The sequence below is a fragment of the Streptomyces sp. NPDC088766 genome (genome assembly GCF_044750845.1).
Classification (GTDB): domain Bacteria; phylum Actinomycetota; class Actinomycetes; order Streptomycetales; family Streptomycetaceae; genus Streptomyces.
Window position 1 is genome coordinate 125,427 of record NZ_JBIVKQ010000013.1, and the last position, 21,416, is coordinate 146,842.

Here is a 21,416-nt window from a genome sequence, read left to right on the forward strand (position 1 = left end):
GGCGGCCCCGGCCCAGGGGGCCCCCGGGGGGGGTGGCCGGGCGGCCCCCGCCCCCGCCCGGGGGCCCCCCCCCCCCCGGGCGCCGCGGGGGGGGGGGGGGGCCCCCCCCCCCGGGGCGGCCACCCCCCTCACGCATGTTCACCGCCTGCACCCTCGCCGGCGGAAGCGCCGCATCCGACGGCCCGCCACGGAACAGCGATCGGCCCCCGTTCCGGGATCTCTCCCGGAACGGGGGCCGAACACGTCATCACCGGCCGCACACCGGCGGCCTTGCCGAGCGTCCGCCGCCTCGGCGACCCGGCGGAACCTCGAGCGTCCACTGCCCGCCACCACCACCGGCCCCCGAGCGTCAGCTGCCAGCCTGGGCGTCGGCCGCCCGGCCGCCCGGCCGTGCCCGACGGGCCAGGGCCGCCAGGCGGGCCGAACAGGTGGCCTTGGCCGCCGTCCAGCGGTCGCTGAGGTCCCACACCACACGGACGGCCGAACGCGGTGCCACGACCGCGCGCAGCCGGGTGCGCCGGCCGACCCGCGCCCGCAGGGCCACCCGCACTTCGCGCACGTCCTCGGCCAGCCCGGCCTCGGCCCGCGGCCGCGGGGCGAACAGCACCTGCTCCACGGCCCCCGCCACCCGGTGCACGGATCCGGCCACCGCTCGGTCCAGCCCGCCGAGCCGGACGATCCGGGCCGCCGCCCGGCGGGGCGTCAGCGCCTCGTCGGGCGGGATCCCGTAGTCCCAGGCCGTGTCGGTCAGCTCGCGCCACACCCCCAGGACGTGGGCCGCGGCCGCCTCGCCGACCTCCTCCGGCGGCAGGTCCAGCAACACCGCCGGACCGGCGTCACCCGTCGGCTGCCCGACGCCGTCCCCGCGTGTCCCGGGGCCCGCCCGGCCCACCGCAGGGGAACCGGTGTGCTGGGCCGAGGCCAGCCGCACCGACCGCCGTCTCAGCCGCCACACCATCGGCAGCAGGGGCAGCACCAGCACCGCGAGGCCCAGTACCGTCCAGCCGGCGATCTTGTACCAGGGCGGGCCGCCGCCGCCCTGATCCGCCTGGTCCAGCGGCAGCGCGTCGGTGCAGCCCTGGAGCCTCTTGTCCTCCGCGGTGCAGCTGGTGCTCGCCGACGGCTCGGCCGACGGCGCCGCGCCCGCCGACCGCGAGGCCTGCGGCAGGTCCGGGACGGCACTGCCCGAGGTCTCCGGCAGCGTGTACGACGGCGTCGTCCCCCGGGTCGGGGTCGGCTCGAAACGGGTCCAGCCCACGCCTTCGAAATACAGCTCCGGCCAGGCGTGCGCGTCCTTCAGGCTCACCGCCACCGAACCGTTGGACTGCGGGGAGCCGGGCGCGAAGCCCACCGCCACCCGGGCCGGAATGCCCAGCGTGCGGGCCATCGCCGCCATCGCGAACGAGAAGTGCACGCAGAAACCCTGCTTGTCCCGCAGGAAGCGGGCGAGCGCGTCCTTCCCGGTGCCGACCTCGACCTCGGTGTCGTACTCGAAGCCGCCCGTCACCGCGAACCAGTCCTGGAGCTTCACCGCCCGCTCGTAGTCGTTCGACGAGCCGTCGGTGATCTCGCGGGCCGTCCGCGACACCACCGCCGGCAGGGTGTCCGGCACCTGGGTGTACTCGCCGCGCAGCGAACCGCGGGCCTTCGGGGCGGCGGCCAGCTGTTCCGCGGTCGGCCGCACCTGAAGGCTGTTCACCTCGTAGGACTTGCCGCGGGTGGTCTGGCGGTGGTCGCCGACCACGGTCATGCCGACCGGCTCGTACCGCCATCTGCCGCTGACCTGCACACCGCTCGGCGGGTACGGCATCGGCAGCCAGTCCTGGGCGTACCAGTCGGCGGCGGACACCCGGGTGGTGATCTCCGCGCGCCGCACCTCCGGGCTCAGACCGGGCGGGGTGGGCAGCTCGTCGGGCACGGCGACGACATCGCGCTTCGACGGCTTCCACGTGGTGCCGTCGAAGTCGTCCAGGGAGACGATCCGCAGATACAGGTCCGAGATGTCGCCGGTGTCGGTGCGCAGGGTGAGGACCGTGCGGTCCTCGTCCACGTTCAGGCTGTCGCGCAGCGACACCAGGGGGTTGACCGCGGAGATCGTGCCCCCGCCGCCGGTACCCGGACCGACCCCGGCGCCCGCGCCGTCCAGCAGACCGCCGTCGATCGCGGGCAGCGGCAGCAACGGCACCGCGAGCGCCACGCCCAGGGCGGCCGCGCCGATGCGCCGCCCGGTGCGCACCGGGGCCACCGGGCCGGACTGCCCGCCCGGGGCGCGCGGGGCGCCTCCGAAGACGCGGCCCCACTGCGAGAGCCGCTCCCGCCCCTCGGCGAGCAGAAGCATGAGATAGCCGCCGCCGGCCACCAGGAACCAGAGCCAGTCGGCCCCCCCGTCGGAGAGCCCCGCGGCGACCGAGTACAGCGCCAGCAGGGGCAGGCCGGCCGGTGCGGCGTTGCGGTAGGTCACCGCGAGGGTGTCCACCGCGAGCCCGATCAGCAGCACACCGCCGATCAACATCAGCCGGATGCCGTCGGAGAGCGGCGCCGGTATCGCGTACCGCCCCACGTCGTCGGTGCCCGCCCGCAGCAGGTCGGCGAAGTGCTGGAAGGCCTGTGGGCCGGGGACCAGCCCGGCGAGAGCCTGCTCCCGGGCGAAGACCAGGGTGAGCAGCACCAGCGTGACCAGGGCCTGGGCCAGCACGGTCAGGGGCCGGGCCAGCGGCACCCGCCGGGTGGCCGCGCCGACCCCGCCCTGGACGGCCAGCAGCACGGCCGCCAGCAGGATCCACGAGGTCTGCTCGACCAGGGGCAGCAGGGCGGAGGCGGCCATCAGCGTGGCCGCCGCGGAACACAGCGTCAGTCGGGCCCGACCGCTCATGCCCCCGCCCCCCTTCCGCTCGGTCCGCCGGCCGTCACGACACCCGAACGCTCCCGGTCCGCCTGCCGCCACAGCTCGTCCAGCGGAGCGCCCCGCGGCACGCTCACGGCCGTCCAGCCCGCCTCGCGCAGCATCCGCAGCCGCTCCTGGTGCCTGTTCATCGGATGAGGCACGTCATTCGGTTCACGCACCCAGCTGTCGCCGTCCAGGAGGAAGGCGACGGCGCCCCCGCTGCGCCGGCGCATCTTGGCGGCCACCGCCGCCTCCTCCTCGTCGAGGTCGCCGAGGAAGGCCACCAGCAGCCCCTCGTTGCCCCCGCGCAGCACGTCGTGGGCCGGGGACAGGCCCGTGCCGTCGGAATGGTCGATCACGGCGAGGGTGTCCATCATCAGCCCGGCCGCCTCTGCCGATCCCTGGCCGGAACCGGCGAACCCCTCGGCACCCTCGCCCGGCACCGAACTGCCGGTGTCCGTCAGCAGCCGGACGGAGAAGCCCCGCTCCAGCATGTGCACCAGGACGGACGCGGCGCCCGAGACCGCCCACTCGAAGGCCGAGTCGGGACCCGCGCCCCGGTGGGCGACCCCGCGGGTGTCCAGCAGCACCGTGCAGCGGGAGCGCTGGGGCTGCTCCTCACGGCGCACCATCAGCTCGCCGTAGCGGGCGGTGGAACGCCAGTGGACACGGCGCAGGTCGTCGCCGTAGCGGTAGCCGCGCGGGATCGCGTCGTCCTCGCCGGCCAGCGCCAGCGAACGCTGCCGGCCGTCGCCGTACCCCGCCGCCTCGCCGCCCAGCCGGACCGGCGGCAGCGCCTCCACGCGCGGCACGACCGTCAGGGTGTCGTACGTCGAGAAGGAGCGGGTCAGCTCGCACATGCCGAACGGGTCGTTCAGCCGCAGCTGGAGGGGGCCCAGCGGGTAGCGGCCGCGCAGGTCGGAGCGGACCCGGTAGGACACCTCGCGCCGGCCGCCCGCCTCGACCCGGTCCAGGACGAAGCGGGGGCGCGGGCCGAGGACGTAGGGCACCCGGTCCTGGAGCATCAGCAGGCCCGTGGGAAAACGGGAGACGTTGTCCATCCGCAGATGGACGCGGGCCTCGCTGCCGGCCGGCACGCGCGCGGGGGAGAGCCGGCGGCTGCCGGCCACCCGGTAGCGGGTGCGGTAGACCACGGCCGCGCAGACCAGCGGCAGCGCGGCCAGCAGCAGCCCGACGCGCAGCAGGTCGGGCTGGCCGAGGACGTAGGCGCAGATCGCGGCGGCGACTCCGGCCGCCAGGAAGGAGCGGCCACGCGTGGTGAGACCGGCCAGGGCGGTGCGTGCGCCGCCCTTCTCCCCGCGGTCCGTCTCCGCCTCCGCCGGTCCGGCCGCGCCGGTGGTCATCCGAGCCTCCGCGGCGGCTGCCGGTCGTACGCCTGGGGGCCGTTGCCCAGGCCGTAGCCGCGCTGCTGCGGGGAGCCGGTGGGCACCGGAGTGCGCTGGATGATCTCCTCGACGACCTGCTCCGAGGTGCGGCGGTTCAGCTGGGCCTGCGCGGTGGGCAGCAGCCGGTGGGCCAGGACGGCCACGGCGAGGTTCTGCACGTCGTCCGGCAGCGCGTAGTCCCGGCCGCCGAGGGCGGCGGACGCCTTCGCCGCGCGCAGCAGGTGCAGGGTCGCGCGCGGGGAGGCGCCGAGTCTGAGGTCGGGGTGGGTGCGGGTGGCGGAGACCAGGTCGACCGCGTACCGCCGGATCGTCTCGGCGACGTGGACCCCGCGGACCGCCTCGATCAGCTTCAGGATCTCGTCCGCGTGGGCCACCGGCTGGAGGTCGTCCAGGGGGTTCACCCCGCCGTGGACGTCGAGCATCTGCAGCTCGGCCTCCGGGCTGGGGTAGCCGATGGAGACCCGGGCCATGAAGCGGTCGCGCTGGGCCTCGGGCAGCGGATAGGTGCCCTCCATCTCCACCGGGTTCTGGGTGGCCACCACCATGAAGGGGCTGGGCAGCTCGTAGGTCTGCCCGTCCATGGTGACCTGGCGCTCCTCCATCGACTCCAGCAGCGCGGACTGGGTCTTGGGCGAGGCACGGTTGATCTCGTCGCCGATCACGATCTGCGCGAAGATCGCGCCCGGCTTGAACTCGAAGTCCCGGCGCTGCTGGTCCCAGATGGACACGCCGGTGACGTCCGACGGCAGCAGGTCGGGCGTGAACTGGATACGCCGGACCGAACAGTCGATGGACCGGGCCAGCGCCTTCGCCAGCATCGTCTTGCCCACGCCGGGGACATCCTCGATCAGAAGATGTCCCTCGGCGAGAAGCACCGTCAGAGAAAGCCGTACGACCTCGGGCTTGCCCTCGATCACTCCCTCCACCGAACTGCGGACCCGCTCCACAGTGGCGGTCAGATCTGTGAGGCTCGCACGCTCGTCATAGGTCGTCACCCGGCCCTCCTCGGCCCGTTCTTTCCGGGCCGACGCTCTGCGATGCGGACCGGCCCACCCCGAAACACGGACACCACGCGGGAAATGCTCAGCGCGACGCCACTCCCGCATTCTTGCTGCCGTTACCGTTTCGTGTCACTCGCCTGTGGACAACTGACAGCGATATGTCAGGTCTTAGGACTGTTCGGCCGGGTCGATCTCCCTCAGCAACCCCGTCCGCACGTCGAAGACGAAGCCCCGTACGTCGTCGGTGTGCAGCAGGAACGGCGAGGTGCGCACGCGCTGCATCGACTGCCGCACGTCCTGGTCGACGTCCCGGAAGGCCTCCACCGCCCATGCCGGACGCTGCCCCACCTCCATCTCCAGGTCGTGGCGGAACTCCTCGGTGAGGCTCTCCAGACCGCAGCCGGTGTGGTGGATCAGCACCACGCTGCGGGTGCCCAGGGCGCGCTGGCTGATCGTGAGGGAGCGGATCACGTCGTCGGTGACGACGCCACCCGCGTTGCGGATGGTGTGGCAGTCGCCGAGTTCCAGGCCCAGGGCGTCGTGCAGGTCGAGTCGGGCGTCCATGCAGGCCACCACGGCCACGTGCAGGACAGGGCGCGCGTCCATCCCCGGGTCGCTGAACGCGGCGGCATAGCGCCGGTTCGCGTCGACCAGGCGGTCGGTGACCGTACCGCCGGCGGGTATGGCGGCCTCGGAGCCGGCGGGTACCGATGCAGAAGTCGTCATACCCATGACGTTACTGGTCACAAGCTCTCCGGTCTCGTTGTGAGAAGGGTGAAGAACGTCATCCCGGTCTTGTGTGAGGTAATCCACACGAGTGGCGGGGCGAAGTCCGTAGGAGTGATTTTCCCGTAATCGCCGCTTCGCACGCCTGCCGGAGCACGACGCGCAGGCCGGTTGATTGACCGCGAGACAGGGTGGACTAAAGTGACGCGAAGCGGGAGGCGGTGATCTCCCCGCTGGACTGAATTCCCCGAGAGACCCCGGCGCGGCCGCCGGGAATCTCCCCGCGTGCGCGGCGCGTACGTACGGCTCGGCCTCCTCCCGCTCCCGGTCGGCTGACGCTTCCGGCGCCGGCGGACTCCCCTTCTTCGAGCGGGCGGGGACCCGGCGGTGCGTACGGACTCCGCCGGATCTGAGAGGGCCCAGGACCAATGGGGCGCGAAGCGCATTCGAATGAGGGTGACGGCGGGCGACGGGAGGGACGCGGTCGACACGTCCCGGTGATGCTCCAGCGGTGCCTGGACCTGCTGGCCCCCGCCCTCCTGCGTCCCGGAGCGGTGGTCGTCGACTGCACGCTCGGCCTCGGCGGACACAGCGAGGCCCTGCTCGGCCGGTTCCCCGAGGCCCGCCTCGTCGCCCTCGACCGCGACAAGGAGGCCCTGCGGCTGTCCGGCGAGCGCCTCGCCCCCTACCAGGACCGCGCCACCCTCGTGCACGCCGTGTACGACGAACTTCCCGAGGTGCTGGAGCGGCTCGGCATCCCGCGCGTGCAGGGCGTCCTGTTCGACCTCGGTGTCTCCTCCATGCAGCTCGACGAGGCGGACCGGGGATTCGCCTACGCGCAGGACGCCCCCCTCGACATGCGCATGGACCAGACGACCGGCATCAGCGCCGCCGAGGTCCTCAACACCTATCCGCCGGGCGAACTGGTGCGCATCCTGCGGGCCTACGGCGAGGAGAAGCAGGCCAAGCGGATCGTCTCCGCGGTCGTGCGCGAGCGGGAGAAGGAGCCGTTCACCAACAGCGCCCGGCTCGTCGAGCTGATCCGCGACGCCCTGCCGCAGGCGGCCAAGCGCACCGGCGGCAACCCGGCCAAGCGCACCTTCCAGGCACTGCGCATCGAGGTCAACGGCGAACTGTCGGTCCTCGAACGGGCGATCCCGGCCGCCGTGAAGGCCCTGGACGTCGGCGGACGGATCGCCGTGCTGTCGTACCACTCGCTGGAGGACCGGCTGGTCAAGCAGGTGTTCGCGGCCGGTGCCGCCACCACCGCGCCGGCCGGACTGCCCGTCGTCCCCGAGCGCTACCAGCCGCGCCTCAAGCTGCTCACCCGTGGTGCCGAACTTCCCACAGAGGAAGAGGTCGCCGAGAACCGGCGGGCCGCCCCGGCGCGGCTGCGCGGGGCCGAGCGCATCAGGGAGGACGTCGAGTGACGGGCGTGCGGCGGGCGGGCCGGGGCACCACACCCCGGTCCAACGGGTTCGTGACCGGCGACCCAGAGGAGGTCGAGTGAGCAGGAAACCCCGGCTGAAGGGGCGGGCCGCCCGGCTCGCGCGGCTCTTCCCTGCCCGGCCGCGACAGGCGGCCCGCACGCCGTTCGTCCTGCTCGTCGTGCTGCTCCTCGGCGGTGGCCTGATCGGCCTGCTGGTGCTGAACTCCGCGCTCAGCGAGGGCTCGTTCGAGATGGACGACCTCCAGAAGGACACCAAGAACCTCACCGACGAGGAGCAGGCGCTCCGGCGGGACATCGACTCCTACTCCGCCCCCGACGCCCTCCAGCGCCGCGCGCGGGAACTGGGCATGGTGCCCGGCGGCGACCCGGCCTTCCTCGACCCCGACGGCACCGTGAAGGGCGTCCCCTCGGCCGCCCCGCGTTCCCCGGCGGACACCCCGCTCGCGGCCCGGCCCCCCGAGGCCATCGCGACCCTGCCGGTCCTCCCGTCGGCCACCACCTCCACCACCACCACCACCTCCACCACCACCACCACCACCTCCACCGCCGCCCCCGGCGCCTCCCCGACCGCCGCGGCCGAACCCGGTCCGGCGGCGGCCGCCCCCGGCGTGTCCGCGACCGCAGCCACTCCCACGACTCCCGGCAGGTGACGGAAGTGTCCGACAGGGAACCGCCGCGCCGGCGCGTGCCCGGCCCCGCCCGCCCGGCCCGGCCCGCCCGGCCCGCCCGCCCCGCGCCGTCCCAGCGCCGGCCGGGGCCCGGAGCGCGCCCCGCCCGCCGCCCGGCCGTGCGGCCCGCGGCCCCCCGCGTCATCCGGCTCGGCAGCCCGCGCCCCCGGCTGCGCCTGGTCGGCCTCGCGCTGACCCTGGTGATGATCGCCTTCGTCGTCCGTCTGCTCCAGGTGCAGGCCGTCGACGCCGGCACCTACGCCGCCAAGGCCGAGCAGAACCGCTACGTCGGCCAGGTCCTGCCGGCCGAGCGCGGAGAGATCACCGACCGCTCCGGCGTGGCCCTCGCCGCCAGCGAGGACGCCTACGACATCACGGCCGACCCGACGATGTTCGCCCGCGGACAGCTGAAGATCGACGACGGGCCCGAGCAGGCGGCCGCCCTCCTCGCGCCGATCCTCGGCCAGGAGCAGTCCGCGCTCGTCAAGAAGCTGCGCCCCGGCAACGCGAACGTCCGCTACGCCAAGCTCGCCGGCCGGCAGACCCCGCAGGTCTGGAAGCAGATCAAGGACCTGAAGTCCGCGCTCGCCACCAAGGCGGAGTCGGACCCCGCCACGGTCAACGTCCTGGCCGGCGTCTTCTCCGTCCCCAGCAGCAAGCGCGTGTACCCCAACGGTGAACTGGCCGCCGGGATACTGGGCTGGGTCAACGCCGAGGGCACGGGCGGCGGCGGCGTCGAGCAGCAGCTGAACACCACCCTGGCCGGCAAGGACGGCAAGATCCGCTACGCCCAGTCCGGCGGCCGTCAGGTGCCCACCGCGGGCTCCACCGAGACGCCGGCCGTGCCCGGTTCCGACGTCGAGCTGACGATCGACCGGGACATCCAGTGGGCCGCGCAGAACGCCATCACCGAGCAGGTGAAGGCGTCCAAGGCGGACCGCGGCTACGTCATCGTCCAGGACACCCGCACCGGCGAGATCCTCGCCCTGGCCAACTCGCCCGGCTTCGACCCCAACGACCTGTCGGACGCGAGCCCCGAGGCCCTCGGCAACGCGGCCCTCCAGGACGCCTTCGAGCCCGGCTCCACCGCCAAGGTCATGTCGATGGCCGCCGTACTGGAGGAGAACGCCGCCACGCCGCTCACGCACGTCACCGTGCCCAACCGGCTGCACCGCGGCGACCGGCTCTTCCAGGACGACATTGACCACGCCACCTGGTACCTCACGCTCAACGGCGTGCTCGCCAAGTCCAGCAACATCGGCACGATCCTGGCGACCGGCCAGCTCGGCAAGACCCAGGCGCAGGCGAACCGGATCCTCTACTCCTACCTGCGCAAGTTCGGCATCGGCAGCTACACCGGGCTCGGCTTCCCCGGCGAGACCAAGGGCATCCTCGCGGCCCCCGGAGACTGGTCGACCTCCCAGCAGTACACGATTCCTTTCGGCCAGGGCGTCTCCATCAACGCGCTCCAGGCGGCCTCCGTGTACTCGACGATCGCCAACGGCGGCGTGCGCGTCGAACCGAGCCTGGTGCGCGGCACCAAGGGGCCCGACGGCCGCTTCGTCCCCGCCGAGGCCCCCCGCAAGACACGGGTGGTGAGCCAGAAGACGGCCAAGTCCCTCGCGCAGATGCTGGAGTCGGTGGTGGACGACGAGGAGGGAACCGGCACCAAGGCGCGCATTCCCGGGTACCGCGTCGCGGGCAAGACGGGTACCGCGAACCGCGTGGATCCGGCCACCGGCAAGTACCGCGGCTACACCTCCTCGTTCGCCGGATTCGCGCCCGCCGACAGCCCCCGGGTGACGGTCTACTGCGCGATCCAGAACGCCACCGAGGGCAGCTACTTCGGCGGCCAGATCTGCGGCCCGATCTTCAAGCAGGTCATGGAGTTCTCCCTGAAGACGCTCCAGATCCCGCCGACCGGGGGGAAGCCCGCGAACCTCCCGGTCTCCTTCGCCCCCTGACCCCGCCACTCCGCCCGCCAGTCCGTCAGCCGCAAGTGTTTCAGCGCCGAACCAGCCAGGGAACCAGCCCGTGACCATGATCACTCCCGACCCCGCGGACCAGGCACCACCCGCTGCCTCGCTTCGCTCCCGACCGGCCCCGCCCGGTACGCTCACCGCCGTGCCACACGCTGATCAGTCCCCAACCACCCAGAAGGGCGCTTCCGTGACGTATCCGGGGCCGCCGCGACCGGTTCACGTCGCCGCCACACCCCTGGCGGAGCTGGCCGGGCAGCTGGGTGCCGAACAGCCGGAGAACGCCGCGGAGGTCACGGGCATCACCCACGACTCACGCGCCGTCCGCCCCGGCGACCTGTACGCCGCCCTCCCGGGCGCCCGCCTGCACGGCGCCGACTTCGCCACCCAGGCCGCGGGCCTCGGCGCGGTCGCCGTGCTGACCGACCCGGCCGGCGCCGAGCGCGCCGCCGCCACCGGCCTGCCGGTCCTGGTCGTCGACGACCCGCGCGGACGGATGGGCGAACTGGCGGCCACCATCTACGGCCACCCCGGCCGCGAGCTGCTCCAGATCGGCATCACCGGCACCTCCGGCAAGACCACCACCGCCTACCTCGTCGAGGGCGGCCTGAAGAAGGCCGGGGCGACCGGCCTCATCGGCACGGTCGAGATGCGCATCGGCGACGAGCGCATCAAGTCCGAGCGGACCACCCCGGAGGCCACCGACCTGCAGGCCCTGTTCGCCGTCATGCGTGAACGCGGCGTCGAGGCGGTCGCGATGGAGGTCTCCAGCCACGCCCTGGTCCTCGGCCGGGTCGACGGCTGCGTCTTCGACATCGCCGTGTTCAACAACCTCAGCCCGGAACACATGGAGTTCCACTCCGACATGGAGGACTACTTCCGGGCCAAGGCGCAGCTGTTCACCCCGCTGCGCAGCAGGCTCGGAGTGGTCAACCTCGACGACGAGTACGGCCGCCGGCTGGCCGGCGAGGCCACCGTCCCCGTCGTCACGTTCTCCGCCGAGGGCCACCCCGACGCCGACTGGCGGGCCGTGGACGTCCAGGTCGGCCCGATGGACTCGACGTTCACCGTCCTCGGCCCGCAGGGCGAGCGGATCGCCGCCAGGTCGCCGATCGCCGGCCCCTTCAACGTGGCCAACAGCCTCGGCGCCGTCGTCGCCCTGGCCGCCGCCGGACTCGACCCGCAGACCGCCGCCGACGGCGTGGCCGCCGTACCGGGCGTGCCGGGCCGGCTGGAGCGGGTGGACGCCGGACAGGACTACCTCGCGGTCGTCGACTACGCGCACAAGACGGACGCCGTGGAGTCGGTGCTCAAGGCGCTGCGCAAGGTCACCAAGGGCCAACTGCACGTGGTGCTCGGCTGCGGCGGCGACCGCGACACCACCAAGCGGGCCCCGATGGGCGCCGCCGTGGCCCGGCTCGCCGACACCGCCGTACTGACCTCCGACAACCCCCGCTCCGAGGACCCCCTCGCGATCCTCGCGACGATGCTCCAGGGTGCCGCGTCCGTGCCGGCCCACGAGCGCGGCGAGGTGCAGCTGTTCGAGGACCGGGCCGCCGCGATCGCCGCCGCCGTCGGCCGGGCGCGGCCCGGGGACACCGTGCTGGTCGCGGGCAAGGGCCACGAGCAGGGCCAGGACATCGCCGGTGTGGTCCGTCCCTTCGACGACCGCCAGGTGCTTCGCGAAGCTATCCAGAAGACCCAGGGATGAACTTGTGATCGCCCTCTCCCTCGCCGAGATCGCAGCAGTCGTCGGCGGGCAGACGTACGACATACCGGATCCGTCCGCGCAGGTGACCGGACCCGTCGTCCGGGACTCCCGCGAGGTGGAGCCCGGCAGCCTCTTCGTCGCCTTCGTCGGCGAACGGGCCGACGGCCACGACTACGCGCGGGCGGTCGTCGAGGCGGGTGCGGCGGCCGTGCTGGCCTCGCGGCCCGTCGGCGTACCCGCGATCGTCGTGGACGACGTCCAGGCGGCGCTCGGCGCCCTCGCGCGGCACGTCGTGCGCAAGCTCGGCACGACCCTCGTCGCCCTCACCGGCTCGGCCGGCAAGACCAGTACCAAGGACCTCATCGCCCAGGTCCTGCGGCGCAAGGCGCCGACGGTGTTCACGCCCGGCTCGCTCAACAACGAGATCGGGCTCCCGCTGACCGCCCTGTCCGCCACCGAGGAGACCAGGTTCCTCGTCCTGGAGATGGGCGCCCGCGGCATCGGCCACATCCGCTACCTCACCGGTCTGACGCCGCCGAGGATCGGCCTCGTGCTCAACGTCGGCACCGCCCACATCGGTGAGTTCGGCGGCCGCGAGCAGATCGCCCAGGCGAAGGGCGAGCTCGTCGAGAGCCTCCCGCCCGCGAGCGGGGGCGGTGTGGCGGTCCTCAACGCCGACGACCCCCTGGTCCGTGCCATGGCCTCCCGTACGAAGGCGAAGGTGGTCCTTTTCGGAGAGTCCGACGAAGCGGACGTACGCGCCGAGAACGTGAGACTCACGGACACCGGACAGCCCGCCTTCAGGCTTCACACACCCTCCGGTGCATGCGATGTGACCATGCGCCTGTACGGTGAGCACCACGTGTCGAACGCGCTCGCCGCGGCCGCCGTCGCCCATGAGCTGGGTATGTCCGCGGAAGAGATCGCCACCGCGCTCTCCGAGGCGGACTCCCTCTCCCGCTGGCGGATGGAGGTCACCGAGCGCCCGGACGGCGTGACGATCGTCAACGACGCCTACAACGCGAACCCCGAGTCCATGCGAGCCGCCCTGCGCGCGCTCGCGGCCATGGGCAAAGCCTCACAGGCAGAGGGGGGCCGTACGTGGGCGGTGCTCGGCAAGATGGCCGAGCTGGGGGACGAGGCGCTCGCCGAGCACGACGCGGTCGGACGGCTCGCCGTCCGGCTCAATGTCGGCAAGCTCGTCGCGGTCGGGGGCAGGGAAGCCGCCTGGCTGCAACTGGGCGCATACAACGAGGGTTCGTGGGGTGAGGAGTCGGTGCACGTGTCCGACGCACAGGCGGCTGTCGACCTGTTGCGCAGCGAGTTGCGCCCGGGGGACGTGGTACTCGTGAAGGCGTCCCGTTCGGTCGGCCTGGAGAGCGTCGCGCAGGCGCTGCTCGAGACCGGTGCCGAGGGTGAGGTCGTCGCCCGATGATGAATCAGATCCTGTTCGCGGGCGTCATCGGCCTCTTCCTGACGCTGGTCGGCACCCCGCTGCTGATCAAGCTGCTCGCACGCAAGGGGTACGGCCAGTACATCCGTGACGACGGCCCGCGCGAGCACGCCAGCAAGCGCGGTACGCCGACCATGGGCGGTATCGCCTTCATCCTGGCGACGGTCGCGGCGTACTTCCTGTCCAAGGTCATCACGGGCAAGCCGCCGACCTACTCCGGTCTGCTGGTGCTCGGCCTGATGTGCGGCATGGGTCTGGTCGGCTTCCTCGACGACTACATCAAGATCGTCAAGCGGCGTTCGCTGGGTCTGCGGGCCAAGGCGAAGATGGCCGGCCAGCTGATCGTCGGCATCGCCTTCGCGGTGCTCTCGCTCCAGTTCTCCGATCAGCGCGGCAACACCCCGGCCTCCACGAAGCTGTCGTTCATCACGGACTTCGGCTGGACGATCGGCCCGGTGCTGTTCGTCGTCTGGGCGCTGTTCATGATCCTCGCGATGTCCAACGGCGTGAACCTGACGGACGGTCTGGACGGCCTCGCCACCGGTGCCTCCGTCCTCGTCTTCGGCGCCTACACCTTCATCGGTGTCTGGCAGTTCCAGGAGTCCTGCGCCAACGGCGAGACCCTGACCAACCCCAGCGCCTGCTACGAGGTGCGCGATCCGCTGGACCTCGCGGTCATCGCCTCCGCGCTGATGGGCGCCTGCCTCGGCTTCCTGTGGTGGAACACCTCGCCGGCCAAGATCTTCATGGGCGACACCGGTTCGCTGGCGCTCGGCGGTGTGCTCGCCGGTCTCGCGATCTGCTCCCGCACCGAACTGCTGATGGCCATCCTGGGCGGGCTGTTCGTCCTCATCACCATGTCGGTGGTCATCCAGGTCGGCTCCTTCCGGATGACCGGCAAGCGCGTCTTCCGCATGGCGCCGCTCCAGCACCACTTCGAACTCAAGGGCTGGTCCGAGGTCCTCGTCGTGGTCCGCTTCTGGATCATCCAGGGCATCTGCGTGATCGTCGGACTGGGTCTCTTCTACGCGGGATGGGCAGCAGAAAAGTGACCGACTGGCAGGGGAAGAACGTCACCGTCGCCGGACTCGGCGTCTCCGGCATCCCGGCGGCCAGGGTGCTGCACGGCCTCGGCGCGAACGTCACCGTCGTCAACGACGGCGACGACGCACGCGCGCGTGAACAGGCCGCGGAGCTGCTGGAGCTGGGCGTCGCCGTACGCCTCGGCGACGGGGCGACCCTGCCCGAGAGCACCGAACTGATCGTCACCGCGCCCGGCTGGAAGCCGGACAAGCCGCTGTTCACGGCTGCTGCCGCGGCCGGTGTGCCGGTGTGGGGCGACGTCGAACTCGCCTGGCGGCTCAGGGGACCCGACGCGGCCCCCTGGCTCTGCGTCACCGGCACCAACGGCAAGACCACCACCACCCAGATGCTGGCGTCGATCCTGACGGCGGCCGGCCTGCGCACGGCGGCCGTCGGCAACATCGGCGTCTCGTTGCTGGACGCGGTCCTCGGCGAGGAGCGCCACGACGTCCTCGCCGTCGAACTCTCCAGCTACCAGCTGCACTGGGCGCCCTCCCTGCGCGCCCACTCGGCCACCGTGCTCAACCTGGCCCCGGACCACCTCGACTGGCACGGCTCCATGGAGGCGTACGCCAAGGACAAGGGCCGTGTGTACGAGGGCAATCGGGTCGCCTGCGTCTACAACGTGGCCGACAAGGCCACCGAGGACCTGGTGCGCGAGGCGGACGTCGAGGAGGGCTGCCGGGCCGTCGGCTTCACGCTGGGCACCCCCGGCCCGTCCCAACTCGGCGTCGTGGACGGCATCCTGGTCGACCGCGCCTTCGTCGAGAACCGGCAGAAGAACGCCCAGGAGCTGGCCGAGGTCTCCGACGTCGACCCTCCCGCGCCGCACAACATCGCCAACGCCCTCGCCGCGGCGGCCCTCGCGCGCGCCTTCGGGGTGCCCGCGAGGGCCGTACGGGACGGGCTGCGGGCCTTCACTCCCGACGCCCACCGGATCGCCCACGTGGCGGACCTGGACGGCGTCGCGTACGTCGACGACTCCAAGGCCACCAACACCCATGCCGCCGAGGCCTCGTTGGCGGCGTACGAGTCGATCGTGTGGATCGCGGGCGGCCTCGCCAAGGGGGCGACCTTCGACGAGCTGGTCGCGAAGTCGGCGAAGCGGCTGCGCGGGGTCGTGCTCATCGGCGCCGACCGCGCCCTGATCCGTGAAGCCCTCACGCGACACGCCCCGCAGGTACCGGTCGTCGAGCTCGACCGGACCGACACTGGGGCGATGCCCGCGGCTGTCCAGGAGGCCCGCGGACTCGCCGTCGAAGGCGACACGGTACTGCTCGCCCCGGCCTGCGCCTCCATGGACATGTTCGTCAACTACAACCAGCGCGGTGACGCGTTCGCGGAAGCCGTTCGCGAACTCGGCGCCTGACCCGGCCGCCTGCCGGGCGGACCTTGGGAGGGACGCGTGCGACCGTCGAGGCCGACGTTCACCGGAGGCTGCGGTGCCCGGTAGCCGTACCGGGCGGCCGCCCGTCCAGCGGGCCGTCCGCAGACCCGCCGCCAGGCCGCCGCGCGACAATCCGGCGCTGCGGCTCCACACGCGTGCCCGCAGGGCCTGGGACCGGCCGCTGACCGCCTACTACCTGATCCTCGGCGGCAGCCTGCTGATCACCGTGCTGGGCCTGGTGATGGTCTACTCGGCCTCGCAGATCACCGCGTTGCAGATGTCGTTGCCGGGCTCGTTCTTCTTCCGCAAACAGTTCCTCGCCGCCGCCATCGGCGGACTGCTGATGCTGGCCGCCTCCCGGATGCCGGTGAAACTGCACCGGGCACTGGCCTACCCGATCCTCGCGGGCGCCGTCTTCCTGATGGTCCTGGTGCAGGTGCCGGGGATAGGGATGGCGGTCAACGGCAACCAGAACTGGATCTCGCTCGGCGGCTCTTTCCAGATGCAGCCCAGCGAGTTCGGCAAGCTCGCGCTGGTGCTCTGGGGCGCCGACCTGCTGGCCCGCAAACAGGACAGGACGCTGCTGAGCCAGTGGAAGCACCTGCTGGTGCCGCTCGTGCCGGTCGCGTTCATGCTGCTCGGACTGATCATGCTCGGCGGCGACATGGGGACGGCGATCATCCTCACGGCCATCCTGTTCGGCCTGCTGTGGCTGGCGGGCGCGCCCACCCGTCTCTTCGCCGGCGTGCTCTCGATCGCCGCCCTGATCGGCGTGGTCCTCATCAAGACCAGCCCGAACCGCATGGCCCGGCTCGCCTGCATCGGCGCCACCGAACCGAAGTCCGGGGCGGCCGACTGCTGGCAGGCCGTGCACGGGATCTACGCCCTCGCCTCGGGCGGCATCTTCGGCTCCGGCCTCGGCGCGAGTGTGGAGAAATGGGGACAACTCCCCGAGGCGCACACCGACTTCATCTTCGCCGTCACCGGCGAGGAACTGGGTCTCGCGGGGACGCTGTCGGTGCTCGCCCTGTTCGCGGCTCTAGGCTATGCGGGTATCCGCGTGGCCGGACGCACGGAGGACCCCTTCGTCAGGTATGCCGCGGGAGGCGTGACCACCTGGATCACGGCCCAGGCCGTGATCAACATCGGTGCGGTGCTCGGCCTGCTGCCGATCGCCGGTGTCCCCCTCCCGCTGTTCTCCTACGGAGGATCCGCCCTGCTGCCGACCATGTTCGCCATCGGGCTGCTGATCGCCTTCGCACGCGACGAGCCCGCTGCGCGGGCGGCGCTTGCGATGCGGCCCCCCCGCTTTGGTAGAAAGCGGGGGGCCGGGGGTCTCACGGGGCCCCGGAGATGGAACACGATGCGACGGCGTGCCTCGGCGGCGCGTACGTCCGGAGAGCGGTGAATTTCGGTGCATGTCGTACTCGCTGGTGGGGGGACCGCCGGCCACATCGAGCCCGCGCTCGCCCTCGCGGACGCCCTGCGCAGGCAGGACCCCTCGGTGGGGATCACGGCCCTGGGCACGGAGCGCGGTCTGGAGACCACGCTCGTACCCCAGCGGGGTTACGAGCTGGCGCTGATCCCCGCGGTGCCGCTGCCGCGCAAGCCGACCCCCGAGCTGATCACCGTCCCCGGCCGGCTGCGCGGCACGATCAAGGCGACCGAGCAGATCCTGGAGCGCACCAAGGCCGACGTGGTCGTGGGCTTCGGCGGATACGTGGCGCTGCCCGCCTACCTCGCCGCCAAGCGCAGGGGCGTGCCGATCGTCATCCACGAGGCCAACGCCCGCCCGGGCCTGGCCAACAAGATCGGCTCGCGGTACGCCGCCCGCGTCGCCGTCTCCACGCCCGACAGCAAGCTCCGCGACGCCCGCTACATCGGCATCCCGCTGCGCCGTTCCATCGCCACGCTGGACCGGGCCGCCGTGCGCCCCGAGGCGCGGCACGCCTTCGGCCTCGACCCGAACCTGCCGACGCTGCTCGTCTCCGGCGGTTCGCAGGGCGCCCGCCGCCTCAACGAGGTGATCCAGCAGGTCGCCCCGTGGCTCCAGCAGGCCGGCATCCAGATCCTGCACGCGGTCGGCCCGAAGAACGAACTGCCACAGGTCCAGCAGATGCCGGGAATGCCACCGTACATCCCGGTACCGTACGTGGACCGGATGGATCTCGCGTACGCCGCGGCCGACATGATGCTCTGCCGCGCGGGCGCCATGACCGTCGCCGAACTCTCCGCCGTCGGGCTCCCCGCCGCCTACGTCCCGCTGCCCATCGGCAACGGCGAACAGCGGCTGAACGCCCAGCCGGTGGTCAAGGCCGGCGGCGGCCTCCTGGTCGACGACGCGGAACTGACCCCGGAGTGGATCCGGGAGAACGTCCTGCCGGTGCTGGCCGACCCGCACCGGCTGTACGAGATGTCCCGCGCCGCCGGTGAGTTCGGCCGCCGGGACGCCGACGACCTGCTCGTCGGCATGGTGTACGAGGCGATCGCCGCCGGCCGTGCACACCACTAGGAAACGCATCGGCGAGTGAGCCGAAGGGGCGCGTCGGCGTCGAGCGGTCGGGAACTCCCTGCCGTTCGGCGCCGACCGCGGTGCCCCGGAGGCGAACCGGGCCAGGAAAGGGAGTGCGCGTGGCCGGATCCGCCACCGCCGAGCGCGGTGCACGCCAGCAGGAGTCGTCCGGCCCGCCCCTCGTCCGGCGGCTCGGCCCGCGCCGACTTCGTACGATCATCATCATCGCGCTCGTGGTCGTCCTCCTCGGCGTCGGCGTCGGCTGGCTGCTGTACGGCTCACAGTGGCTGCGCGTGGAGCGGGTCTCCGTCTCCGGCACGGCGGTTCTGACGCCGGCCCAGGTCCGTGAGGCCGCCGCCGTCCCCGTCGGGTCACCGCTCGTCTCCGTCGACACCGGTGCGATCGAGGAGAGGTTGAGGGAGAAACTGCGCCGAATCGACTCGGTTGCCGTGAATCGTTCCTGGCCCGACGGAATCGTTCTGAAAGTGACCGAGCGCACGCCTGTCCTGCTTGTCCACGAGGGGCGGAAATTCGTCGAAGTGGACGACGAGGGTGTCCGTTTCGCCACCGTTTCCCGAGCGCCGAAGGGCGTTCCGCTGCTGGAAGCGGAACTCTCCCCGTCGAGTTCGGCCGCCGCGAGTCTGCGCCGCTTCGGCGAGGACCGCCTCGTCCGCGAGGCGGTGCGGGCCGCCGGTGCCCTGCCGGCCGCGGTCGCCCGGGCCACCCGCGTCGTCAAGGTCCGTTCCTACGACGACATCTCGCTGGAGCTGAGCGGTGGCCGGACCGTCGCGTGGGGCAGCGCCGAGAACGGTGCGGCGAAGGGCCGTACCATCCTCGCTCTGATGAAAGCCTCTCCGGACGCACGGCACTTCGATGTGAGTGTCCCCACGGCCCCTGCGTCAGCGGCGAGTTGACGCACATCGGCGCAGGCCAGCACCCTGGTTGGGCAGCGACATGGCTGATCACATAGGGTGAAAAGAAAAACGGGAGGTTCGGCGTGTTCGTTGAACGGGCGCCGCTTGTCGACTTAGTGTCCTGTTCAGAAGACTTCAAGGAACAGGCACACTGGTAACCCTAAACTTCAGCGTTAGGGTTCGGGTCGGCGAAACGGACCGTCCCATTCGGCATCAGTCGCCGGATCGCGGAGCGCAGAGCGTCTCGCGAACCAGCGACACGTAACTCGAGGCGAGAGGCCTTCGACGTGGCAGCACCGCAGAACTACCTCGCAGTCATCAAAGTCATCGGTGTCGGCGGCGGTGGTGTCAATGCCATCAACCGGATGATCGAGGTCGGTCTCAAGGGTGTCGAGTTCATCGCCATCAACACGGACGCCCAGGCGCTGTTGATGAGCGACGCCGACGTCAAACTCGACGTCGGCCGCGAACTCACCCGCGGACTCGGCGCCGGAGCCAACCCGGCCGTCGGCCGCAAGGCCGCCGAGGACCACCGCGAGGAGATCGAGGAGGTCCTCAAGGGGGCCGACATGGTCTTCGTGACGGCCGGTGAGGGCGGTGGCACCGGCACCGGCGGCGCACCCGTCGTGGCCAACATCGCGCGCTCCCTCGGCGCCCTGACCATCGGCGTGGTCACACGCCCGTTCACCTTCGAGGGACGGCGCCGTGCGAACCAGGCGGAGGACGGCATCGCCGAACTCCGCGAAGAGGTCGACACCCTCATCGTCATCCCCAACGACCGGCTGCTGTCCATCTCGGACCGCCAGGTCTCCGTCCTCGACGCGTTCAAGTCGGCGGACCAGGTCCTGCTCTCCGGTGTCCAGGGCATCACCGACCTCATCACCACGCCGGGTCTGATCAACCTCGACTTCGCCGACGTCAAGTCGGTCATGTCCGAGGCGGGTTCGGCCCTCATGGGCATCGGCTCGGCCCGCGGCGACGACCGCGCGGTGGCCGCCGCCGAGATGGCGATCTCCTCGCCGCTGCTCGAGGCGTCCATCGACGGCGCCCGGGGTGTGCTCCTGTCCATCTCCGGTGGCTCCGACCTCGGCCTGTTCGAGATCAACGAGGCCGCCCAGCTGGTCAGCGAGGCCGCCCACCCCGAGGCCAACATCATCTTCGGCGCCGTCATCGACGACGCGCTCGGCGACGAGGTCCGGGTCACCGTGATCGCGGCAGGTTTCGACGGGGGCCAGCCCCCGGCCCGCCGGGACAACGTCCTCGGCTCGGCCTCCGGCTCTTCGTCGTCCTCGGCCTCGTCCTCGTCCTTGCCCCGCCGCGAGGAGCCCGCTCCGGTACGGCAGCCGGAGAGCCGGCCGACCTTCGGCTCGCTCGGCAGCGTGACCCCGAAGGAGGAGCCGGAGCCGGCGCCCGAGCCGGTGGCCGACATCCCCCTCGCCCCGCCTGTGCCGCCGTCGCGCAGCTACTCGGACAGCGCGGCCGAGGAACTGGACGTGCCGGACTTCCTGAAGTGATAGGACAGCGCGGACACGCGAGCGGCGCGCACTTCGCCTTCACCGACCGGTGGGGCGGGGTGAGCGCCGCTCCGTATGAGGAGCTCAACCTCGGCGGCGCGGTCGGCGACGACCCCGAGGCCGTACGGACCAACCGGGAGTCGGCGGCCAAGTCGCTGGGTCTCGAGGCGGACCGGGTCGTCTGGATGAACCAGGTGCACGGCGCGGACGTCGCCGTCGTCGACGGTCCCTGGGGCACGGGAAGCCCGGTGCCCGAGGTCGACGCGATCGTCACCCGGGAGCGGGGGCTCGCGCTCGCCGTCCTCACCGCCGACTGCACGCCCGTCCTGCTCGCCGACCCGGTCGCCGGTGTCGTGGCCGCGGCCCACGCCGGCCGGCCCGGGATGGTCGCGGGGATCGTCCCCGCCGCCGTACGGGCCATGGCCGCACTCGGTGCCGAGCCGTCCCGGATCGTCGCCCGCACCGGGCCCGCCGTCTGCGGCCGGTGCTACGAGGTGCCCGAGACGATGCGGGCCGAGGTGGCCGCCGTCGAGCCGGCCGCGCACGCCGAGACCGGCTGGGGCACCCCCGCGGTCGACGTGACCGCCGGGGTGCACGCGCAGCTCGACCGGCTCGGGGTGCACGACCGGGAGCGGTCGCCGGTGTGCACGCGCGAGTCGCGGGACCACTTCTCGTACCGTCGCGATCGCACCACGGGGCGACTCGCGGGATATGTCTGGCTGGGCTGA

16 protein-coding genes are annotated in these 21,416 nt (G+C 72.3%); 12 read left to right on the forward strand and 4 right to left on the reverse strand.

Going from position 1 to position 21,416, the window contains the following annotated elements:
* Nucleotides 1–349: 349 nt before the first annotated feature.
* From ACIP5W_RS19790 to ACIP5W_RS19805, 4 genes are all read right to left on the reverse strand, one after another.
* Nucleotides 350–2,872, reverse strand: coding sequence for a DUF3488 and DUF4129 domain-containing transglutaminase family protein (locus ACIP5W_RS19790; protein WP_401474779.1), 2,523 nt, complete (start codon nucleotides 2,870–2,872; stop codon nucleotides 350–352).
* A complete protein-coding gene (locus ACIP5W_RS19795; protein ID WP_401474782.1) occupies nucleotides 2,869–4,248 on the reverse strand; it encodes a DUF58 domain-containing protein in 1,380 nt (459 codons plus the stop codon). Before ACIP5W_RS19795 ends, ACIP5W_RS19790 begins: the two co-directional genes overlap by 4 nt.
* Entirely contained in the window at nucleotides 4,245–5,285 is a 1,041-nt protein-coding gene (locus ACIP5W_RS19800) for an AAA family ATPase (protein WP_401474785.1), read from the reverse strand. Before ACIP5W_RS19800 ends, ACIP5W_RS19795 begins: the two co-directional genes overlap by 4 nt.
* A 174-nt stretch (nucleotides 5,286–5,459) precedes the next feature.
* On the reverse strand, nucleotides 5,460–6,017 hold the full coding sequence (locus ACIP5W_RS19805; RefSeq protein WP_401474788.1) for a beta-class carbonic anhydrase: 558 nt from the start codon (nucleotides 6,015–6,017) through the stop codon (nucleotides 5,460–5,462).
* A 428-nt stretch (nucleotides 6,018–6,445) separates the two neighbouring features.
* Here ACIP5W_RS19805 and rsmH point away from each other — a divergent pair, with 428 nt between their 5' ends.
* From rsmH to pgeF, 12 genes are all read left to right on the forward strand, one after another.
* The gene (rsmH, locus tag ACIP5W_RS19810) at nucleotides 6,446–7,447 is read left to right on the forward strand and encodes a 16S rRNA (cytosine(1402)-N(4))-methyltransferase RsmH (protein ID WP_401474791.1); all 1,002 of its coding nucleotides are present in this window, start codon (nucleotides 6,446–6,448) and stop codon (nucleotides 7,445–7,447) included.
* Between the two features lie 76 nt (nucleotides 7,448–7,523).
* Nucleotides 7,524–8,117, forward strand: a complete 594-nt coding sequence (locus ACIP5W_RS19815) for a septum formation initiator family protein (protein WP_401474794.1) — start codon at nucleotides 7,524–7,526, stop codon at nucleotides 8,115–8,117.
* Nucleotides 8,118–8,122: 5 nt separating this feature from the next.
* Complete coding sequence (locus ACIP5W_RS19820; RefSeq protein ID WP_401474797.1) at nucleotides 8,123–10,099, forward strand: peptidoglycan D,D-transpeptidase FtsI family protein; 1,977 nt, start codon at nucleotides 8,123–8,125, stop codon at nucleotides 10,097–10,099.
* A gap of 205 nt (nucleotides 10,100–10,304) precedes the next feature.
* Nucleotides 10,305–11,825, forward strand: a complete 1,521-nt coding sequence (locus tag ACIP5W_RS19825; RefSeq protein ID WP_401475047.1) for a UDP-N-acetylmuramoyl-L-alanyl-D-glutamate--2,6-diaminopimelate ligase — start codon at nucleotides 10,305–10,307, stop codon at nucleotides 11,823–11,825.
* Between the two features lie 4 nt (nucleotides 11,826–11,829).
* Nucleotides 11,830–13,260 carry a UDP-N-acetylmuramoyl-tripeptide--D-alanyl-D-alanine ligase gene (gene murF / locus ACIP5W_RS19830; RefSeq protein WP_401474800.1) on the forward strand — a complete coding sequence of 477 codons (1,431 nt, stop codon included), beginning with the start codon at nucleotides 11,830–11,832 and terminating at the stop codon, nucleotides 13,258–13,260.
* Nucleotides 13,257–14,330, forward strand: coding sequence for a phospho-N-acetylmuramoyl-pentapeptide-transferase (gene mraY / locus ACIP5W_RS19835; protein WP_363087225.1), 1,074 nt, complete (start codon nucleotides 13,257–13,259; stop codon nucleotides 14,328–14,330). The genes murF and mraY overlap by 4 nt, the downstream gene beginning before the upstream one ends.
* A complete protein-coding gene (gene murD / locus ACIP5W_RS19840) occupies nucleotides 14,312–15,730 on the forward strand; it encodes a UDP-N-acetylmuramoyl-L-alanine--D-glutamate ligase (protein WP_401474804.1) in 1,419 nt (472 codons plus the stop codon). The genes mraY and murD overlap by 19 nt, the downstream gene beginning before the upstream one ends.
* A 73-nt stretch (nucleotides 15,731–15,803) precedes the next feature.
* Complete coding sequence (gene ftsW, locus ACIP5W_RS19845; protein WP_401474807.1) at nucleotides 15,804–17,156, forward strand: putative lipid II flippase FtsW; 1,353 nt, start codon at nucleotides 15,804–15,806, stop codon at nucleotides 17,154–17,156.
* Nucleotides 17,157–17,162: 6 nt separating this feature from the next.
* The gene (murG, locus tag ACIP5W_RS19850; RefSeq protein ID WP_401474810.1) at nucleotides 17,163–18,260 is read left to right on the forward strand and encodes an undecaprenyldiphospho-muramoylpentapeptide beta-N-acetylglucosaminyltransferase; all 1,098 of its coding nucleotides are present in this window, start codon (nucleotides 17,163–17,165) and stop codon (nucleotides 18,258–18,260) included.
* A 119-nt stretch (nucleotides 18,261–18,379) separates the two neighbouring features.
* Nucleotides 18,380–19,174 (forward strand): cell division protein FtsQ/DivIB, encoded by a 795-nt coding sequence (locus tag ACIP5W_RS19855; RefSeq protein WP_401474812.1) that lies wholly within the window; start codon nucleotides 18,380–18,382, stop codon nucleotides 19,172–19,174.
* 287 nt (nucleotides 19,175–19,461) lie between these two features.
* The gene (gene ftsZ / locus ACIP5W_RS19860) at nucleotides 19,462–20,688 is read left to right on the forward strand and encodes a cell division protein FtsZ (RefSeq protein WP_401474815.1); all 1,227 of its coding nucleotides are present in this window, start codon (nucleotides 19,462–19,464) and stop codon (nucleotides 20,686–20,688) included.
* Nucleotides 20,685–21,416, forward strand: coding sequence for a peptidoglycan editing factor PgeF (gene pgeF, locus ACIP5W_RS19865; protein WP_401474818.1), 732 nt, complete (start codon nucleotides 20,685–20,687; stop codon nucleotides 21,414–21,416). The genes ftsZ and pgeF overlap by 4 nt, the downstream gene beginning before the upstream one ends.

What these genes read in the sequence shown, in the direction of transcription:
- ACIP5W_RS19795 (WP_401474782.1), bottom strand. Translation starts at nt 4,248, where the DNA reads ATGACCACCGGCGCGGCCGGACCGGCGGAGGCGGAGACGGACCGCGGG.
- murD (WP_401474804.1), top strand. Translation starts at nt 14,312, where the DNA reads ATGGGCAGCAGAAAAGTGACCGACTGGCAGGGGAAGAACGTCACCGTC.
- mraY (WP_363087225.1), top strand. Translation starts at nt 13,257, where the DNA reads ATGATGAATCAGATCCTGTTCGCGGGCGTCATCGGCCTCTTCCTGACG.
- ACIP5W_RS19805 (WP_401474788.1), bottom strand. Translation starts at nt 6,017, where the DNA reads ATGACGACTTCTGCATCGGTACCCGCCGGCTCCGAGGCCGCCATACCC.
- ACIP5W_RS19790 (WP_401474779.1), bottom strand. Translation starts at nt 2,872, where the DNA reads ATGAGCGGTCGGGCCCGACTGACGCTGTGTTCCGCGGCGGCCACGCTG.
- rsmH (WP_401474791.1), top strand. Translation starts at nt 6,446, where the DNA reads ATGGGGCGCGAAGCGCATTCGAATGAGGGTGACGGCGGGCGACGGGAG.